Origin of the sequence: Microbulbifer sp. Q7, assembly GCF_001639145.1 — a bacterium.
Lineage (GTDB): Bacteria > Pseudomonadota > Gammaproteobacteria > Pseudomonadales > Cellvibrionaceae > Microbulbifer.
On record NZ_LROY01000002.1, the window covers coordinates 1122717 to 1137731 of the forward strand.

Here is a 15015-nt window from a genome sequence, read left to right on the forward strand (position 1 = left end):
GAGCGCCATTTTTAACATAAATGGACCGCCCACTCATTAACAAAAAGGCCGGCTATGAAAGCCGGCCTTTTTGCTCATCCTGTGAGATGAAAGGAAACGTATCAGAAGCGGTAATCCAGATTGACCCCTACAACACGATCGCGCGACGGGTCGGTTTTGGTGGCCGGAAGGTTGTACAGCGCATCTGCGTAACCCCAGTGGTAGTACTCTTCGCCGGTCACGTTCTCGGCGTAGATACCTGCGGTCCAGCTGTCTTCCGGAGAAGTCAGGGCCACACGCAGGTTCATCACGTTGCGTGCATCCAGCTTCACTGCCTCGGTGTTTTCCAGCTCGGACCACTGCTCACCGGTGTAGGTGTATTCACCAGAGTAAGACAGTTCACCAAAGCTGGTGTTCTGGGTGTAAGTCAGTACGGTGGCAGAGGAGAACTTCGGAGAGAACGCCATCTCGTTGCCGTTACATGCATCACACAGTTCTTCCGGTGCACCGCTGAACTGGGTGTCGAGCAGTGCCGCACCGAAGTACAGGTCCAGGTTGTCAGTAATCAGCCAGCGAGCGTCTACTTCCAGGCCGCGACCTTCGGATTCACCCACGTTGCGGGTGATCGCCGCTGCACCCACCCAGAATGCCTGCTGCATGTCTTCGTAGGTGTATTGGAACGCGGCGGCGTTCAGGGCCAGACGGTTGTCCAGCAGTCGCGCCTTCACACCCAGCTCATAGGACAGCACGGTTTCTTCGTCGAACTTGCTCGGCTCGGCATTGCTGGCGTTGACCTCATAACCCTGCTCCCACAGCCAGTCAGCCTGGCTCTCATAGGTGTCGCCGTACGCCGGGTCGGTAATGTTGTAGGACAGGTAGTCGAAACCACCAGACTTGTAGCCGGTCGCGACACTGGCGTAGGTGGTCAGTTCGTCGCTGAGCACGTGGGTCAGGGTTGCGCGCCCAGACACATTGCTCCAGGTGTTGTCGCCGGTGATACCGTCTTCATCGGTATACATGGCCTGGTAGTTCCAGCCACCCGTCCAGGTTTCCGGCCACGGAGAAACTACGTGGTAAGTCTTCTGGTCTTCGGTGTAGCGCACACCCAGGCCCAGAGTAGTCGCTTCGGTGATGTCAAAGGTCGTGTTGGCGAACACACCCCAGCCCTTGTAGTCGCCAAGGGTGTCAGCGGCTTCAATGGACAGTTTGTCAGTGGCGTATTCCCACGGCTCACCTTCAAAGCCGAAGGCTTCGTCGAGGACGTCCTGCGGCAGAGCGTCACAGGTTACAAAGCTGTCGAGGCCCTCTTCCCACTCATCCGCGTAGATACCGTCACAGATGAAGTCTTCGTTATCGATACCGGCAAAGTTCGCGTCAAGCTCTTCCTGATAGTAAGAAGCACCCAGTACGTAGTTGAACGGGCCGCTGCTGTTGGAAGCGATGCGGAATTCCTGGCTGAAGAAATCACCGGTCTGCTCGCGGGTGTAGGTGTCGATCGGCTGCGGAGTGCCGTCGAAGTCCTCGCGGTAGGAATACTTGTGGGACTTGTAGCCGGTAATGGAGGTGAGGGTGTTGCCACCGGCGAACTCGTGCTCCACGGTCAGAACAACGTCGGCGATTTCGGACTGATCGAGGCCTTCCTCGTCGTTGTACACCTCGTCGTAGGCGCCTTCCGGAATGTCGTAGTTGTACCCAGCATCATTGTCGAAGGCGCGGTAAATAGTGCCGTCGCTCTCGCGATCTTCGTACTGTGCCAACAGGGTAACAGTGGTGGCTTCAGACACGTCGTACACCGCGGTAATACGCGCGGCGTTCAGCTCGCTCGCACCCAGGTCGCGTCCGGTAGTGAGGTTCTTGACGTGACCGTCCTCAGAGAAGTGCTTACCGGCAATACGCACGGAGAAATCTTCACTGACCGGAACATCCACACCGCCTTCCAGCTCGGTGCGGCCGTACTGGCCGGCGCCTACGGAGATGTCGCCGGCAAATACTTCACCTGGCTTCTTGGAGACCATGGAGATGGCACCGGAGGCGGTGTTGCGGCCGAACAGGGTGCCCTGCGGGCCCTTGATCACTTCCACGCGCTCCAGATCGTACATGCTCGGGGTGGCACCGGTACGGCTCTGGTAGACGCCGTCCAGGAAAATACCCAGGGCCGGGTCACTGCCGCTGCCGAAGCTGTTGTTGTTCACACCGCGCACTGACACGGAGTCGAAGTAGGAGTCGTTGGTCTCGCCAGACACACCCGGGGTCAGCGCAAACAGGTCCTTGAAGTCACTCAAGTTGCTGTTCTTGACCGTATCGCCGGTGAATGCGGTAACCGCCGCAGGTACGTCTTTCAGTGACTCGGCACGCATCTGCGCGGTAACCGTCACCTCTTCAATCTGGTCTGCCGCGAGCGCTACGCTACTGACAGCCATTACGGCCGCGCCAATAGTTGTAGCGAGCAGGTTCTTTTTAGCCACAAATGGCTGGTCTGATAGCGTCATCGTTACTCCCCGTGGGTTATTTTTATCGGGTTGCTGCCCATTCATTACCACTCAGGACGGACCCGGGATTAAAGCGACCGATCTGTTATCCCACAAACCGAACAATTATTCAATTTCCAGCGTCAATAAAAATCGCAAACTGTGCAAGCAGTTGATTTTTATCACACTAATTAGTGGCCCAGCTTGTCCTTCAAGCTGTAATAGAGCATTCCCGCTACCAGCCCAGGCCAACGCAGCAGTGTTCCACCGGGGAAACTGCGCGTTGGAATGCGCGACAATATATCAAACCTTTCTTCGGTGCCCGCAATCACTTCCGAAATAATTTTCCCGGCAAAGGTCGCCGTGGGCACCCCGTGCCCTGAGTAGCCCTGGCTGTAATACACATTGGGCTCCAGGCGACCAATACTCGGCATTCGGTTCAGGGTGATCGCCAGCGTCCCGCCCCATCCATAATCGATGCGGGTATCGGCCAACTGCGGATAGACTTCCAGCATGTACTTGCGCACGAAAGCGCGAATATCCTGAGGGAAACGGGAGGTGTAATTCTCTCCCCCGCCGAAAACCAGCCGGTTGTCACCGGACAGTTTCCAATAGTTGATCACAAACAGCGTGTCTTGCAGCGCGTAATCGTTCGCTATCAATTCCCGTGCCAGCTCCTCCGGCAACGGTTCAGTGGCAAGCACGAAATTGTTGATCGGCATAATGCGACCGGCCATCCGCGGCTCCAGGTTACCCAGGTAACCGTTGCAGGCGAGCACGACATTGCGCGCGCGCACCCTACCCTTTGCCGTGTTAACTACGCAGGGGCTACCGCCGGTATAACTGGTGACCCGGCTGTATTCATAGAACTGCACCCCGGCGCTGGCCGCTGCCCGGGCCAGCCCCAGAGCGTAATTGAGCGGGTGAAGGTGCAGCGAGCCGTCATCGATCTGCCCGCCTGAGAAGCGCTCGGACCCGACCAGTGATCGCACCTCGTCCTTGTCGGCATAGCGCATCTGGTCATAGCCATAGCGGGTATTGAGCAGCTCAACCTCCTCTTGCAACTCTCGGTCGTGGCTGGGCTTTGCCGCAAGATGCATGATGCCCCGCTTCAGGTCGCACTGGATGCCGTGCTTTCCGATCAGGTCCTCCACCAGCTGCACCGCCTCGACGCTCATCTCCCACAGGGACTTGGCCACATCCAGGCCCAGCATCTTTTCCAGGTCTTCCTGTCCCTTGCGCTGCCCCACTCCCACGTGGCCGCCATTGCGCCCGGACGCCCCCCAGCCAATACGCTCGGCCTCCAGCACGACCACCTTGTAACCGCGCTCGGCGAGGTGCAGTGCCGAGGACAAGCCGGTGTAACCCGCACCAATAATGCACACATCGGCCTCAACCTCCCCCGCCAGCGCGTCATAAAGGGGCGATTCGGTTGCGCTTGCCGCGTAGTAGGAATCGATGTGGCCGAGCAGCTTGGTGACTGTTCCGCTCTCAGACATGGACGTTCTCCAATACAAACCGGTAAAAGCCAAGGTGACCTGTTGTTTTCAAGCCCATCCCCGGTGCCGTGATTCTGGCTTCAGGTTAAAAACCGAAGCATGATTCAATTTTTCTTGAATGATAATTCGGTTTTTTGCCATAATCAAAGCCCGCGGGACGAAAAACCTTCAGTTTCTCACCCTGCGCCCACCATCATCCGCTCTTTAGGTTGTTTAGGCGGGATATATACTAATAACCCCATCCGGGGCAAAGGCCTTTTATAAACAAGGTGTACCATGGATAAGATTACCCAGTGGCTCGCAGAACATTCCATTTCTGAGGTCGAGTGCCTGGTACCGGACATGTCCGGAAACGCACGGGGCAAATTTACCCCTACCGATAAATTTCTAACGGAAGACAGTCGCCTGCCCGAGAGTATTCTGGTGCAGACCGTTACCGGCGACTATGTCGACGAACACAATGAGCTGGTCGACCCCGCAGATACCGACATGCTACTGGTGCCCGACCCGGACTCCATCCGCCTGAACCCCTGGGCCAACGAGCCCACGGCCCAGATCATTCACGACTGTTATACCCGCGATGGCAAGCCCCACCCCATCAGCACCAGGAACATCCTGAAGTTCGTACTGGATAAATACGCCGAGCAGGGCTGGCAGCCGGTGGTAGCACCGGAAGTCGAGTTCTACCTGGTCAAACGGAATCTGGACCCGGACGAAAAGCTATCGGCACCTGTAGGGCGCTCTGGCCGTACCGAGAAAACACGCCAGTCATACAGTATCGATGCGGCCAACGAATACGAGTCGATCATTGAGGACATGTACGACTTCTGTGAAGCGCAGGGTCTCGATGTGGACACGTTGATCCACGAGTCCGGCACCGCGCAGATGGAAATCAACTTCCTGCACGGAGACCCGCTAAAGCTTGCGGACCAGGTATTCACCTTCAAGCGCACGGTACGGGAAACCGCCCTGCGCCACGGGATCTATGCCACGTTCATGGCAAAGCCCATGGAGGATGAACCGGGCAGCGCCCTGCACTTGCACCAGAGCATCATCGACGCAAAGACCGGGAAAAATATTTTCGTTGACGACGACGGCAAGGAAAACGAGCGCTTCCTGCACTTTATTGGCGGTATGCAGAAATACACACCGGGTTTCATTACCTTTTTCGCACCCAATGTGAATTCCTACCGGCGCTTTACCCCGGAAATGGCCGCACCCACCAGTCTGCACTGGGGGTACGACAACCGTACGACGGGTCTGCGCGTTCCCGATAGCTCGCCGCAGGCGAAGCGCCTGGAGAATCGTTTCCCGGGCGCCGACTGCAATCCCTACCTGGCCATCGCCACCTCGCTGGCCTGCGGCTATCTCGGCATGATGAACAAGGTCAAGCCCAGTGAACCCTATACCGGCGACTGCTCTTCCGAACCCATCACGCTGCCGCGCACACAGGAGCACGCCCTGAGCCTGCTGGCCGAGTGCCCTGAAGCGGTTGAGATGTTTGGCGATACTTTCGTGCGCGCCTGGGCGGCCATCAAGCGCGACGAGTACGAAGAGTTCAACCGGGTGATCAGTTCCTGGGAAAGAGAGTATCTGCTGCTCAACGTGTAACGCACTGGTTCGATACGCAATAAAAAACCCGGCTACTGCCGGGTTTTTTATTGGGGTGACACAGCGCTATTTTCGATGCTCCGGGTCTTTCCAGTAGTCCTTCACGGTGTCTTTCATTTCCCGCGCCAGAATCGAGATACCGAACAGGTTGGGTAATGTCATCAAGACGATCGCCACCGCTGAGAGGTTCCAGATGATTGTCGTGTCTTCGATGGCCGCCCAGAAGAACGCCACCACATACACCAGGCGGTAGGGCATGACCGCCTTGGGACCGAACAGGTAAATCATCGAGCGGTCCCCGTAATACGACCAGGCAATGGCCGTGGAGAAGGCAAATAACAAAATGCCCAGCGTCACGATGTAACTGCCGTACTCGCCGAAGAAGCCTTTCTGGAAGGCGCGGTTGGTCAACGCCACCGAGTGCAACAGGGAGTTGCCCCACACCTCCACATTGGGATTGACCAGCCGGCCATCGCTCACGTTCAGCACACCGGAGTAGTTATCTTCGCCTACCCGGAACTCCACCCCTTCTGCCACAGAGCGGGAGTTGATCAGTGTGAACTCATTGTTGTTCAGTGGCTGGCCATCGGCCACCACAATCGTCCCGGTGTAGGTTTCCACCTCGCTGTCGAGACCACTGAGGAATCCGAACAGCTGCTTGACGTGCGCCTCGTCTTTGTCGGTATAGGTGCCGGCAAGCACACGCATGTCCGCGCGCTCAAAACGGTTCATGTGCTTTTCGGTCCATACACCGGACGACAGAATCACAAGACCGGTGAGGGTACAGATGATCAGGGTGTCGATGAAAGGTTCGAGCAGGGAAACCATACCCTCGGATACCGGCTCATCCGCGCGCGCCGCGGCGTGCGCAATCGGTGCAGAGCCCTGCCCCGCCTCGTTGGAAAACAGCCCGCGGTTCACACCACGGTTAAACGCATAGGCAAAGCTTGCCCCCAGGAATCCGCCAACGGCAGCGCTTCCGTTGAAGGCTCCAGCGAATACGGCAGAAAACGAGGGAATGATGTTTTCGTAGTTATAAAGGATAACCGCCAGCGCGCCCACAATGTACAGCACCGCCATTACCGGAACGATGGTCGATGTCACTTTCGCGATACGAGTGATGCCGCCAATGATGACCATGCCCAGCAGGACAGCCAGAACACCGCCGGTAACCATTTTGCTCAGGCCGAATGTGTCGTGCATGGCCTGGGCAATATTGTTCACCTGCGGAAGGCTGCCGGTACCAAAAGAGCAGATGACCGTGGCGATGGCAAAAGTTACCGCAAGCCACTTCATGTTCAGGCGCCGCTCCATGTAGAACATGGGGCCACCCGCATAAAACCCATCGGCTGCTTTAATCCGGTATTTGTGCGATAGGGTTACCTCGACAAACTTGGTAGTCATGCCAAGAAAGGCTGTGACCCACATCCAGAAGAGTGCCGCCGGGCCACCCAGGAAAATAGCGAGACCTACCCCGCCAATATTACCGGTGCCGACGGTGCCGGAAAGTGCAGTGGCCAGCGCCTGGAAGTGTGACGTGTCACCGGGATCGCTCGGCTTGTCATACTTACCTCGCACAATTTTGATCGCGTGACCGAAATAGCGCACCTGCGGAAATCCAAGGTACAGGGTAAAGAAGAAACCTACCCCCAACAGCACCCATGGAAACCAGGCCGCCGAGCCCAGTAGCCCATCCAGGGACAACAACAACTGATTGAATGATTCCAAACCAACCCCCACTGCCTATTATTTTTGATTAAATTACCACCAGAATGGCGTAGTCGCAGTTACACCCGCGTCGCCGTGCCAGCGAGTATTTCACTCGCGTGCAGGCATCCTTGAGATAGCGGGCGCCACTCAGTGCCGCGCAGATTAGCAGCTTCATTCCTGTGAGAACAGTAATCCGCCAATTATCAGCAGCATAGTCCTTATTTCTGCCACGCTTTGAACATTTCACTATTAATTTTGCCAAAACAGACAATTCTGTCGCAAAACTTATCTCGCATTTCCACCCTGCCCCGCAACAAATGAAGCGATATTACGTATGGGTCGGCTGCTCTCACTGCCACTAGGACCAGCTGTTGCGAAAACCACTGCGCTGGGGAAACACACCAAACTGTCCGCCAGTATGCACAAACACCAGATTCTCACAGTCGGCGAATTGTCCGCGCTTGATATCCTGTAACATTCCGTAAAAGGCCTTTCCGGTATACACCGGGTCCAGCAAAATTCCTTCCAGTTGCGCAGCAATTGCAATGGTCTCGTAGATCGCTTCCGTCGCAATTGCATAGCCGGGACCGATATAGTCGTCAACAACGTGTATGCGATTTTCGTCAAAGGTAAAGGACTGCGGATAGCGACGCTGCCAGTCGCGGACATCTTCAGCCACTTTGTCCACAAAATAAGCAGCGTCATCACACACGGCATAACCAGTGACTTCCGCCATACTCCCCAGTAACTGACATCCCAGGGTAAGGCCACCCTGGGTGCCACCACTACCACTGGCACATACGATACGCTCTGGCCGAAACCCCGCCCCCGCGCAATCCTCGAGCAGCTCCTCCGTGGCCAGTATATAGCCCCAGATACCCAGGCCATCACTGCCACCAGTGGGGATGCACAATGCGCGGTCACCCTGCTCCTGATAATGTGCTGACCAATATTCAAACAGCTGCGGAAGGTCCTTCAGATACTCACGGAGTGGGTAGCGCGACACTTTAGCACCGGCCAGATAATCCACCAGGAGGTTCCCATCGGGCACCGCATCCGGCTCGGGCTTGCCGGCGGTTTCCTTGCGCAAGATCAAGTGCGCCTTTAGTCCGGCCTTGGCGGCGGCCAGCGCAGTAGCGCGGCAATGATTCGACTGCTCGCCGCCACAGGTAATCAGTGTATTACAGCCACGGGCGCGGGCCTCAGCGATAATAAACTCAAGCTTACGCAGCTTGTTGCCAGACATGGCACTCTCGGTGAGATCATCCCGTTTGATCCAGATTTTGGGACCACCGTAGGGCAGAGAATACTGCGCACTGATGTTGTCCAGTGACTGTAGTGGTGTGGGAAGGTGCGCTAACCGTTCGCGCGCCGGATATTGAATCTTCACACTGCCTCCCTAATTGCCCCGCCACGGGGTCAGGTATTCGCTCAACAAAAAACCCGGCAATTGCCGGGTTTCGTCTCTGGTCGCGCTTGCCTGTTCAGCAAACCGCAAATTGCACAAGTATTAAACGGTGCAACCGCAGTGCGCGCGCTGGCGCCGGATCAAATGTTCTTGATGGTGCCTTTGGGCAGCACCGCGTGCACGGCGACCTTTTGGAACTTCAGCTTCATGTTGTCAGCCACTTCCAGGATCAGGTAGTCGTCGTCCACTTTTTCTACACGACCCAGCATGCCGCTGGTCATTACCACTTCATCACCCTTTTTCAGGCCGCCCACCAGCTCCTGATGCTCTTTCTGACGCTTGCGCTGCGGACGAATAATGAACAGCCACATGAATACAAAAAGGCCACCGAACATCAACAGGGTAATCAGTGGGTTGCTCTGGGGAGCCGGAGCAGCCTCTTGCGCCATTGCAGCAGGAATAAAGAAATCCATGATCTAAACCTCGATAGAGTCAACAAAAATTCTGTGGCCAACTCTAACGGCTTTGTCAGGATGAGGCAATCCAGAGCACCGGTGTTAACCGGAACTCTGGATTACGTGATGCGAGGGGTGTTATGAAGACGGGTTAGTAACGCTGGCGAACCTGCCGCCGATAGCCCGTTGGGGACATCCCGGTCCAGCGTTTGAAAGCGCTGGTGAAGCTGGTTCTGTCAGAGAAATCGAGAATGCGGGAAATGCCATCCACGCTCAACGCAGTATCTTTCAAAAAGTGTACGGCGTGACGGAAACGCACGTGATCGCGTAATGAGGCAAAACTCAGGTTATGTTCCTGCAAGCGGCGCTGCAGGGTCCGAGTCGACATACTGAGATCAGATGCCACCGGACGAATTGCCAGAGATGCCTTTCCAATCCGTTGTTCCAGCACGTCAATGACTCGAGCGGCGATACCGAAACTGGTTGCTTCCGGTGGCGCCAGCAACTGGTCGAGAATGTTCGGATCTCCGGACAGTCTTGCCTGCTGCAGGGGTTTGTCTTCTGAGAGCGAAGCCGGGTCTGGCTGAATATGGTTCATTGAGCTGCTCCTTGATGGGTTCCTTGAGCCGCGGTTATTGTTCTACGCCCGCTTCCTGCGAGTCCCTATTTACCACTGCCAGCAATATTGTGCATGCACGTTACTGCTGACTACTACCTGAGTGCGGGGGCGCACTTGAAAACAGGCATCGAAGCCTACCCAGATTGAGTGTTTTATGTACTACTTCCTCGCACCACACCCAATCGCTCTGGGCCAAACGGTTGAGCGGCGCTCCTTTACACAAGCCAGTATAGACCATATCGGGATAATGCAAGGGACGACAGTGAAATTTTTTTAAGTCATGCACAAAAAGAACTCGCCGCCACGCTAGCAATTATCCCAATCCTGCCCCACCTGTCAGATGACGCTACTTTCCTCGCGGCGCCCTCACTCAACGCTGGGCTCGAAAGGGTCACTCCGCGGCCACGCTGGCGAATCTGAATCGGGCCGGCACAGCCAAAAACAACCAACGGTATTACATCAGGTTTTCATCCAACCAGTTCAGCAGGTCTTCATGGTGGGTCTTGGTTTTAAACTTGTCCATGATGTGCTGCAGGCGCCCGTCTTTATCGACAATAAAGGTAGTGCGGATCAACCCCATATACTCTTTGCCCATAAATTTTTTGAGCCCCCAACAGCCGTATTTATCCGCGACCTTATGATCCTCATCGGCCAAAAGATCAAAATTGAGTTCATGTTTCTCCATGAACTTTTGTAGTTTGGCCTCCGGGTCCGGGCTCAAACCAAACACGACGGTATCGCGCTTTTCGAGCTCGGCGGCAATATCTCGAATGCCACACGCCTGTGTGGTGCAACCAGGCGTTAACGCTTTCGGGTAAAAGTACAGCACGACATTTTTATCGCCCCGGAAATCCTTGAGGGCCACCTTCTCACCGTTCTGGTTATTGAGTGTAAATACCGGTGCCAGGTTGCCGATTTTAGGATGTGCCATAGTCTCTCCCCTGCTAACAATTCTGCGTTCTGATTAAAGCGTTGTAATGAAAAGGCCCGCTTCAACCAAAGCCGAAGCGGGCCACGCGCATTATATCCAATTGATGTACAACCGCAGCAGCGCATTGCGGCGGACGTTTGCAATCGCCGGATCAGAAATTCTGGTCAGAAATCCTGAAGTGTAAAACTCTGCTCCTTGCGCGCACGCAGTCCACAGTGACCAAGCTTTTCCACCAGCGCCGCCTTTTCCGCATCGGTGAGAAACTCGCCCACTTCAAGACAGCCCTCTGGCCCCGCAAACGTCACGCTCGACGGCTCTGTCGGGGTCGGCCCCATACGGACCAAAACCGAAAGGCTATCGCGGTCAAATTCCGTGTGGTAAACGGGCCGTTTAAGGCTGCCTCGGCTGGTATCCAGCACTACGCGCTCGTCACTGATCTGGATCACTTCACGGCGAGTGCCTTCCATATAGACGTAACCAAACAGCACGCCGAGCAGCAGTACTTCAAGCCCGGCAAAGGGGATGACCATCCACGCGCCGGCCAGGGCAAATGCCACGCTAATGCCGAGAGATACCGCAACCAGGGAAATGAAAACCCATAAATTCCCTGCCATCGACAGAGATTGATTGGGTGCAAGGAGGATACAGGCCCGGCGCCCGCGCGCGCCGCCAACTTCTTTGACCATGAGTACTTCATCCATCACTGTGATGTTTTTAGTGTAGGACAGCGCTCCGTGGAACCAAGGGTCACGGTTTTACGGGGTTTAGGGCCCAGGCGCCCTGTCCCGCCGCCCTGGGTGTTCAGCTACAATCAGAGGCGAATAGCGTACCCGCTGGTCACACTAGCCCTCCTCTGCGGCCCTGCGGGGACTGGATTTTCCTGCGCACAGGGGGCAAGATGCCGGCGTTTATTGACGTACGCGACCACAAGCCGCGTTTACGACCTGCATAAATAGCCGCGTGTAAGTACCCAGGCCACCAAACGGGCGCCCTGGGGAAGGCCACACCAGCAAACGCGAACAACAAGAGCACCATCATGCACGTTGAATCCATTGATACCCTCCTCAAATCCAGTCAGCGCGAGGGCGAGACCGCCCGCGTCCAGGGCTGGATTCGTACCCGTCGCGATTCCAAGGCGGGCCTGTCGTTCCTCGCCGTTCACGACGGCAGCTGCTTTGACCCGATTCAGGTGGTGGTGGAGTCGTCCATCAATAACTACCAGTCCGAAATATTGCGCCTGACTACCGGCTGCGCGGTGGATATCGAGGGCACCATCAAGCCTTCCGAGGGCAAGGGGCAGGCCATTGAACTGCTCGCCAGCAGTGTCACTGTAGTGGGATGGGTCGAGGACCCCGACACTTACCCCATGTCCCCCAAGCGCCACACCATGGAGCATCTGCGCGAGCATGCCCATCTGCGCCCGCGCACCAATGTCAGTGGTGCCGTGGCACGTGTGCGCAACTGCATCGCCCAGGCCGTCCACCGCTTCTTCCACGAGCGCGGCTTCAACTACGTGCATACCCCAATCATCACTGCTTCCGACTGTGAGGGCGCCGGTGAAATGTTCCGCGTCAGCACCCTGGATCAGGCCAACCTGCCCCTGACGGACAAGGGTGAAGTGGACTACAGCGAAGACTTCTTCGGCGAAGAGACCTTCCTGACCGTGTCCGGCCAGCTCAACGTGGAAAGCTACTGCCTGGCACTGTCCAAGGTGTACACCTTTGGTCCCACCTTCCGTGCAGAAAACTCCAATACCACGCGCCACCTGGCAGAGTTCTGGATGGTGGAGCCGGAGATCGCCTTCGCGGACCTGGCGGATTGCGCCAACCTGGCGGAAGAAATGCTGAAGTATGTATTCCGCGCGGTGCTTGAGGAGCGCCCGGATGACATGGCGTTCTTCGCCCAGCGCATCGACAAGGAAGCCATCAGCCGCCTGGAAAACATCATCGACAACGACTTCGCACGCATCAACTACTGCGAGGCCATCGAAATACTTGAGAACTGCAAAGAGAAGTTCGAATTCCCGGTATCCTGGGGCATCGACCTGGCCTCGGAGCACGAGCGCTACCTGGCGGAGAAGCACTTCAAGAAGCCCGTGATCGTGCTCAACTACCCGAAGGACATCAAGGCGTTCTACATGCGCATGAACGACGACGGCAAGACCGTGGCAGCAATGGATGTACTGGCACCGGGCATTGGCGAAATCATTGGTGGATCCCAGCGTGAAGAGCGCCTGGACAAGCTGGATGCGCGCATGGACGAAATGGATATCCCGAAAGAGCACCTGGACTGGTACCGCGACCTGCGTCGCTACGGCACAGTGCCTCACGGTGGATTCGGTCTCGGGTTCGACCGCATCGTGTCTTACGTCACCGGCATGGGCAACATCCGCGATGTGATCCCCTTCCCGCGCACACCGCGCAATGTGAGGTTCTGAGGTTCGGTTGTGGTGGATGCGCTGCGCTTATCCACCCTACGCGCAACGGGCAACGGGCAACCACATACCCGTAGGGTAGATAAGCCGAAGGCGCATCTACCAGATACAACCGACCCAAAATGAAAAAACCCGCACCTGAAACCAGATGCGGGTTTTTTTGGCTTTTAACTTATTAAAAAGTAAAAAGCTTATGGCAGCAGGTGCGCAACCGCGTCGCGCTCTTCGGCCAGCTCGGTCTCGGTCGCCGTCATCTTCTCGCGAGAGAAATCATTGATGTCGACGCCCTGAACGATTTCCCAGTCGCCGTTCTTGCACACAACCGGGAAGGAGTAGATCAGACCTTTCTGGATGCCGTAAGAGCCGTCGCTGTAGACGCCCATGCTGGTCCAGTCGCCTTCGGCGGAACCCAGCGCCCAGTCACGCATGTGATCGATGGCGGCATTGGCAGCAGACGCCGCAGAAGAAGCACCACGAGCCTTGATGATGGCCGCGCCGCGCTGCTGAACGGTCGGGATGAAGTCGCTCTCGTACCACTCCTGCTCGACTTTGCCCATGGCATCTTCACCATTGACCTTGGCCTGGTGCAGGTCCGGGTACTGGGTCGCCGAGTGGTTGCCCCAGATGGTCATGTGGGTGATGTCATTTACGGTAGAACCAGTCTTGTTCGCCAGCTGGGTCAGCGCGCGATTGTGGTCCAGGCGGGTCATGGCGGTGAAGTTACGCGGATCCAGGTCCGGCGCATTGCGCTGGGCGATCAGCGCGTTGGTGTTGGCGGGGTTGCCGACAACCAGCACCTTGACGTTGCGCGCAGCAACATCGTTCAGGGCTTTACCCTGAGCGGAGAAAATAGCCGCATTGGCTTCCAGCAGGTCTTTACGCTCCATCCCAGGGCCACGCGGACGCGCGCCAACCAGCAGGGCGTATTCGGCGTCTTTGAAGGCAACGGTCGCGTCGTCGCTCTGCACGATTCCTGCCAGCAGCGGGAAGGCACAGTCTTCGAGCTCCATGGCAACGCCCTTCAGCGCTTCCAGTGCGGGAGTGATTTCCAGCAGCTGAAGAATAACTGGTTGATCCTTGCCCAGCATTTCGCCGGAAGCGATGCGGAACAGCAGCGAGTAGCTGATCTGACCGGCAGCGCCGGTAACTGCAACACGAACAGGTGCTTTCACGATGTATCTCCGTTGTTTTCAGGCGCCCGCATTATAGGGCCTGACAAATTAATTTCATTATCCTTTGGTCGCAAGTTGTCAGGCCAAATCTTTCTGGGGCCCCGGATAACGCTGTTTCAGCGCTGAATAGAGCTGACTGCTGAAATTTTCTTCTGCACTGTCTAAAGATTCGGCAATCTCCGCCAGGTGCTCATTGTCTTCCCTGCCCGCCCACAGCTTCTCGTAAGTTCCCTCTTTGTAACCGTGATCCTGGCGGAAGCGGTTAAGTACATTCTTGCCCACATAGCGGCGATACAAGTCCTCAAACGGCATTGCGCAATCGGCCAGCAGTTGTGCAAAGCCCACCAGATCAAATTGCTTACTGGAGAGGGTATTCAGCGTGAAGGCTTCCAGATTCTCACGGAAGTCACCGGCAACCGGTTGCTCGGCAGAGAGTTGCTGCTGCATCTTCTCGGCAACGGCCTCCGGGCTGCCCTGTTGAAGCTCGAGACTCAGCCCAAAGTGCCAGATGTCCACCAGCTCCAGCTTGACCTGCTCCATCTCAGGCTGCTGTTTTTTCCACCACTTCCAACCGTAGTGGTCCAACAGCTCCGCACTTTCGACCCAGATTGCCCGGTACCATGCGAAATTCTGCTCGCGCCAGCGATCATTGACCAGCGTATTGATCTCGTCCTGCAGCGCCAGCATGGTCTGCAATTGCTGTTGCAACATAAGTGCTTCCTGGTTAAG

Annotated in this window: 12 protein-coding genes; 2 read left to right on the forward strand and 10 right to left on the reverse strand. The window is 56.4% G+C overall.

Going from position 1 to position 15015, the window contains the following annotated elements; translation table 11 throughout:
- Window positions 1–101: 101 nt before the first annotated feature.
- Both AU182_RS10330 and AU182_RS10335 read right to left on the reverse strand, forming a co-directional pair.
- A complete protein-coding gene (locus AU182_RS10330; RefSeq protein WP_066964545.1) occupies window positions 102–2468 on the reverse strand; it encodes a TonB-dependent receptor in 2367 nt (788 codons plus the stop codon).
- 170 nt (window positions 2469–2638) lie between these two features.
- Window positions 2639–3946: an FAD-binding oxidoreductase gene (locus AU182_RS10335; protein ID WP_066964548.1), complete on the reverse strand. Its 1308-nt coding sequence runs from the start codon at window positions 3944–3946 to the stop codon at window positions 2639–2641.
- 276 nt (window positions 3947–4222) lie between these two features.
- On the opposite strand from AU182_RS10335, the gene AU182_RS10340 reads away from it, so the two are divergent.
- Window positions 4223–5557, forward strand: coding sequence for a glutamine synthetase family protein (locus AU182_RS10340; RefSeq protein WP_066964549.1), 1335 nt, complete (start codon window positions 4223–4225; stop codon window positions 5555–5557).
- Window positions 5558–5623: 66 nt separating this feature from the next.
- Here the strand turns inward: AU182_RS10340 and AU182_RS10345 are convergent, their stop codons facing one another.
- From AU182_RS10345 to AU182_RS10370, 6 genes are all read right to left on the reverse strand, one after another.
- A complete protein-coding gene (locus AU182_RS10345) occupies window positions 5624–7285 on the reverse strand; it encodes a sodium:alanine symporter family protein (protein ID WP_066964553.1) in 1662 nt (553 codons plus the stop codon).
- 340 nt (window positions 7286–7625) lie between these two features.
- Window positions 7626–8657 carry a D-cysteine desulfhydrase family protein gene (locus tag AU182_RS10350; RefSeq protein ID WP_066964555.1) on the reverse strand — a complete coding sequence of 344 codons (1032 nt, stop codon included), beginning with the start codon at window positions 8655–8657 and terminating at the stop codon, window positions 7626–7628.
- 158 nt (window positions 8658–8815) lie between these two features.
- The gene (gene yajC, locus AU182_RS10355) at window positions 8816–9148 is read right to left on the reverse strand and encodes a preprotein translocase subunit YajC (RefSeq protein ID WP_066964558.1); all 333 of its coding nucleotides are present in this window, start codon (window positions 9146–9148) and stop codon (window positions 8816–8818) included.
- Window positions 9149–9281: 133 nt separating this feature from the next.
- Window positions 9282–9728, reverse strand: a complete 447-nt coding sequence (locus AU182_RS10360; protein WP_066964560.1) for a helix-turn-helix domain-containing protein — start codon at window positions 9726–9728, stop codon at window positions 9282–9284.
- 475 nt (window positions 9729–10203) lie between these two features.
- A complete protein-coding gene (bcp, locus tag AU182_RS10365; RefSeq protein WP_066964568.1) occupies window positions 10204–10680 on the reverse strand; it encodes a thioredoxin-dependent thiol peroxidase in 477 nt (158 codons plus the stop codon).
- 164 nt (window positions 10681–10844) lie between these two features.
- Complete coding sequence (locus AU182_RS10370; RefSeq protein ID WP_066964571.1) at window positions 10845–11381, reverse strand: DUF2244 domain-containing protein; 537 nt, start codon at window positions 11379–11381, stop codon at window positions 10845–10847.
- 335 nt (window positions 11382–11716) lie between these two features.
- On the opposite strand from AU182_RS10370, the gene asnS reads away from it, so the two are divergent.
- Window positions 11717–13117: an asparagine--tRNA ligase gene (gene asnS, locus AU182_RS10375; protein ID WP_153039208.1), complete on the forward strand. Its 1401-nt coding sequence runs from the start codon at window positions 11717–11719 to the stop codon at window positions 13115–13117.
- Between the two features lie 188 nt (window positions 13118–13305).
- Here the strand turns inward: asnS and AU182_RS10380 are convergent, their stop codons facing one another.
- Together AU182_RS10380 and AU182_RS10385 are read right to left on the reverse strand one after the other, a co-directional pair.
- A complete protein-coding gene (locus tag AU182_RS10380) occupies window positions 13306–14286 on the reverse strand; it encodes a malate dehydrogenase (RefSeq protein ID WP_066964573.1) in 981 nt (326 codons plus the stop codon).
- 78 nt (window positions 14287–14364) lie between these two features.
- On the reverse strand, window positions 14365–14997 hold the full coding sequence (locus tag AU182_RS10385; protein WP_193754325.1) for a dUTP diphosphatase: 633 nt from the start codon (window positions 14995–14997) through the stop codon (window positions 14365–14367).
- Between the last annotated feature and the right edge of the window lie 18 nt (window positions 14998–15015).

What these genes read in the sequence shown, in the direction of transcription:
- AU182_RS10330 (WP_066964545.1), bottom strand. Translation starts at nt 2,468, where the DNA reads ATGACGCTATCAGACCAGCCATTTGTGGCTAAAAAGAACCTGCTCGCT.
- AU182_RS10335 (WP_066964548.1), bottom strand. Translation starts at nt 3,946, where the DNA reads ATGTCTGAGAGCGGAACAGTCACCAAGCTGCTCGGCCACATCGATTCC.
- AU182_RS10340 (WP_066964549.1), top strand. Translation starts at nt 4,223, where the DNA reads ATGGATAAGATTACCCAGTGGCTCGCAGAACATTCCATTTCTGAGGTC.
- yajC (WP_066964558.1), bottom strand. Translation starts at nt 9,148, where the DNA reads ATGGATTTCTTTATTCCTGCTGCAATGGCGCAAGAGGCTGCTCCGGCT.
- AU182_RS10360 (WP_066964560.1), bottom strand. Translation starts at nt 9,728, where the DNA reads ATGAACCATATTCAGCCAGACCCGGCTTCGCTCTCAGAAGACAAACCC.
- bcp (WP_066964568.1), bottom strand. Translation starts at nt 10,680, where the DNA reads ATGGCACATCCTAAAATCGGCAACCTGGCACCGGTATTTACACTCAAT.
- AU182_RS10370 (WP_066964571.1), bottom strand. Translation starts at nt 11,381, where the DNA reads ATGGATGAAGTACTCATGGTCAAAGAAGTTGGCGGCGCGCGCGGGCGC.
- asnS (WP_153039208.1), top strand. Translation starts at nt 11,717, where the DNA reads ATGCACGTTGAATCCATTGATACCCTCCTCAAATCCAGTCAGCGCGAG.
- AU182_RS10385 (WP_193754325.1), bottom strand. Translation starts at nt 14,997, where the DNA reads ATGTTGCAACAGCAATTGCAGACCATGCTGGCGCTGCAGGACGAGATC.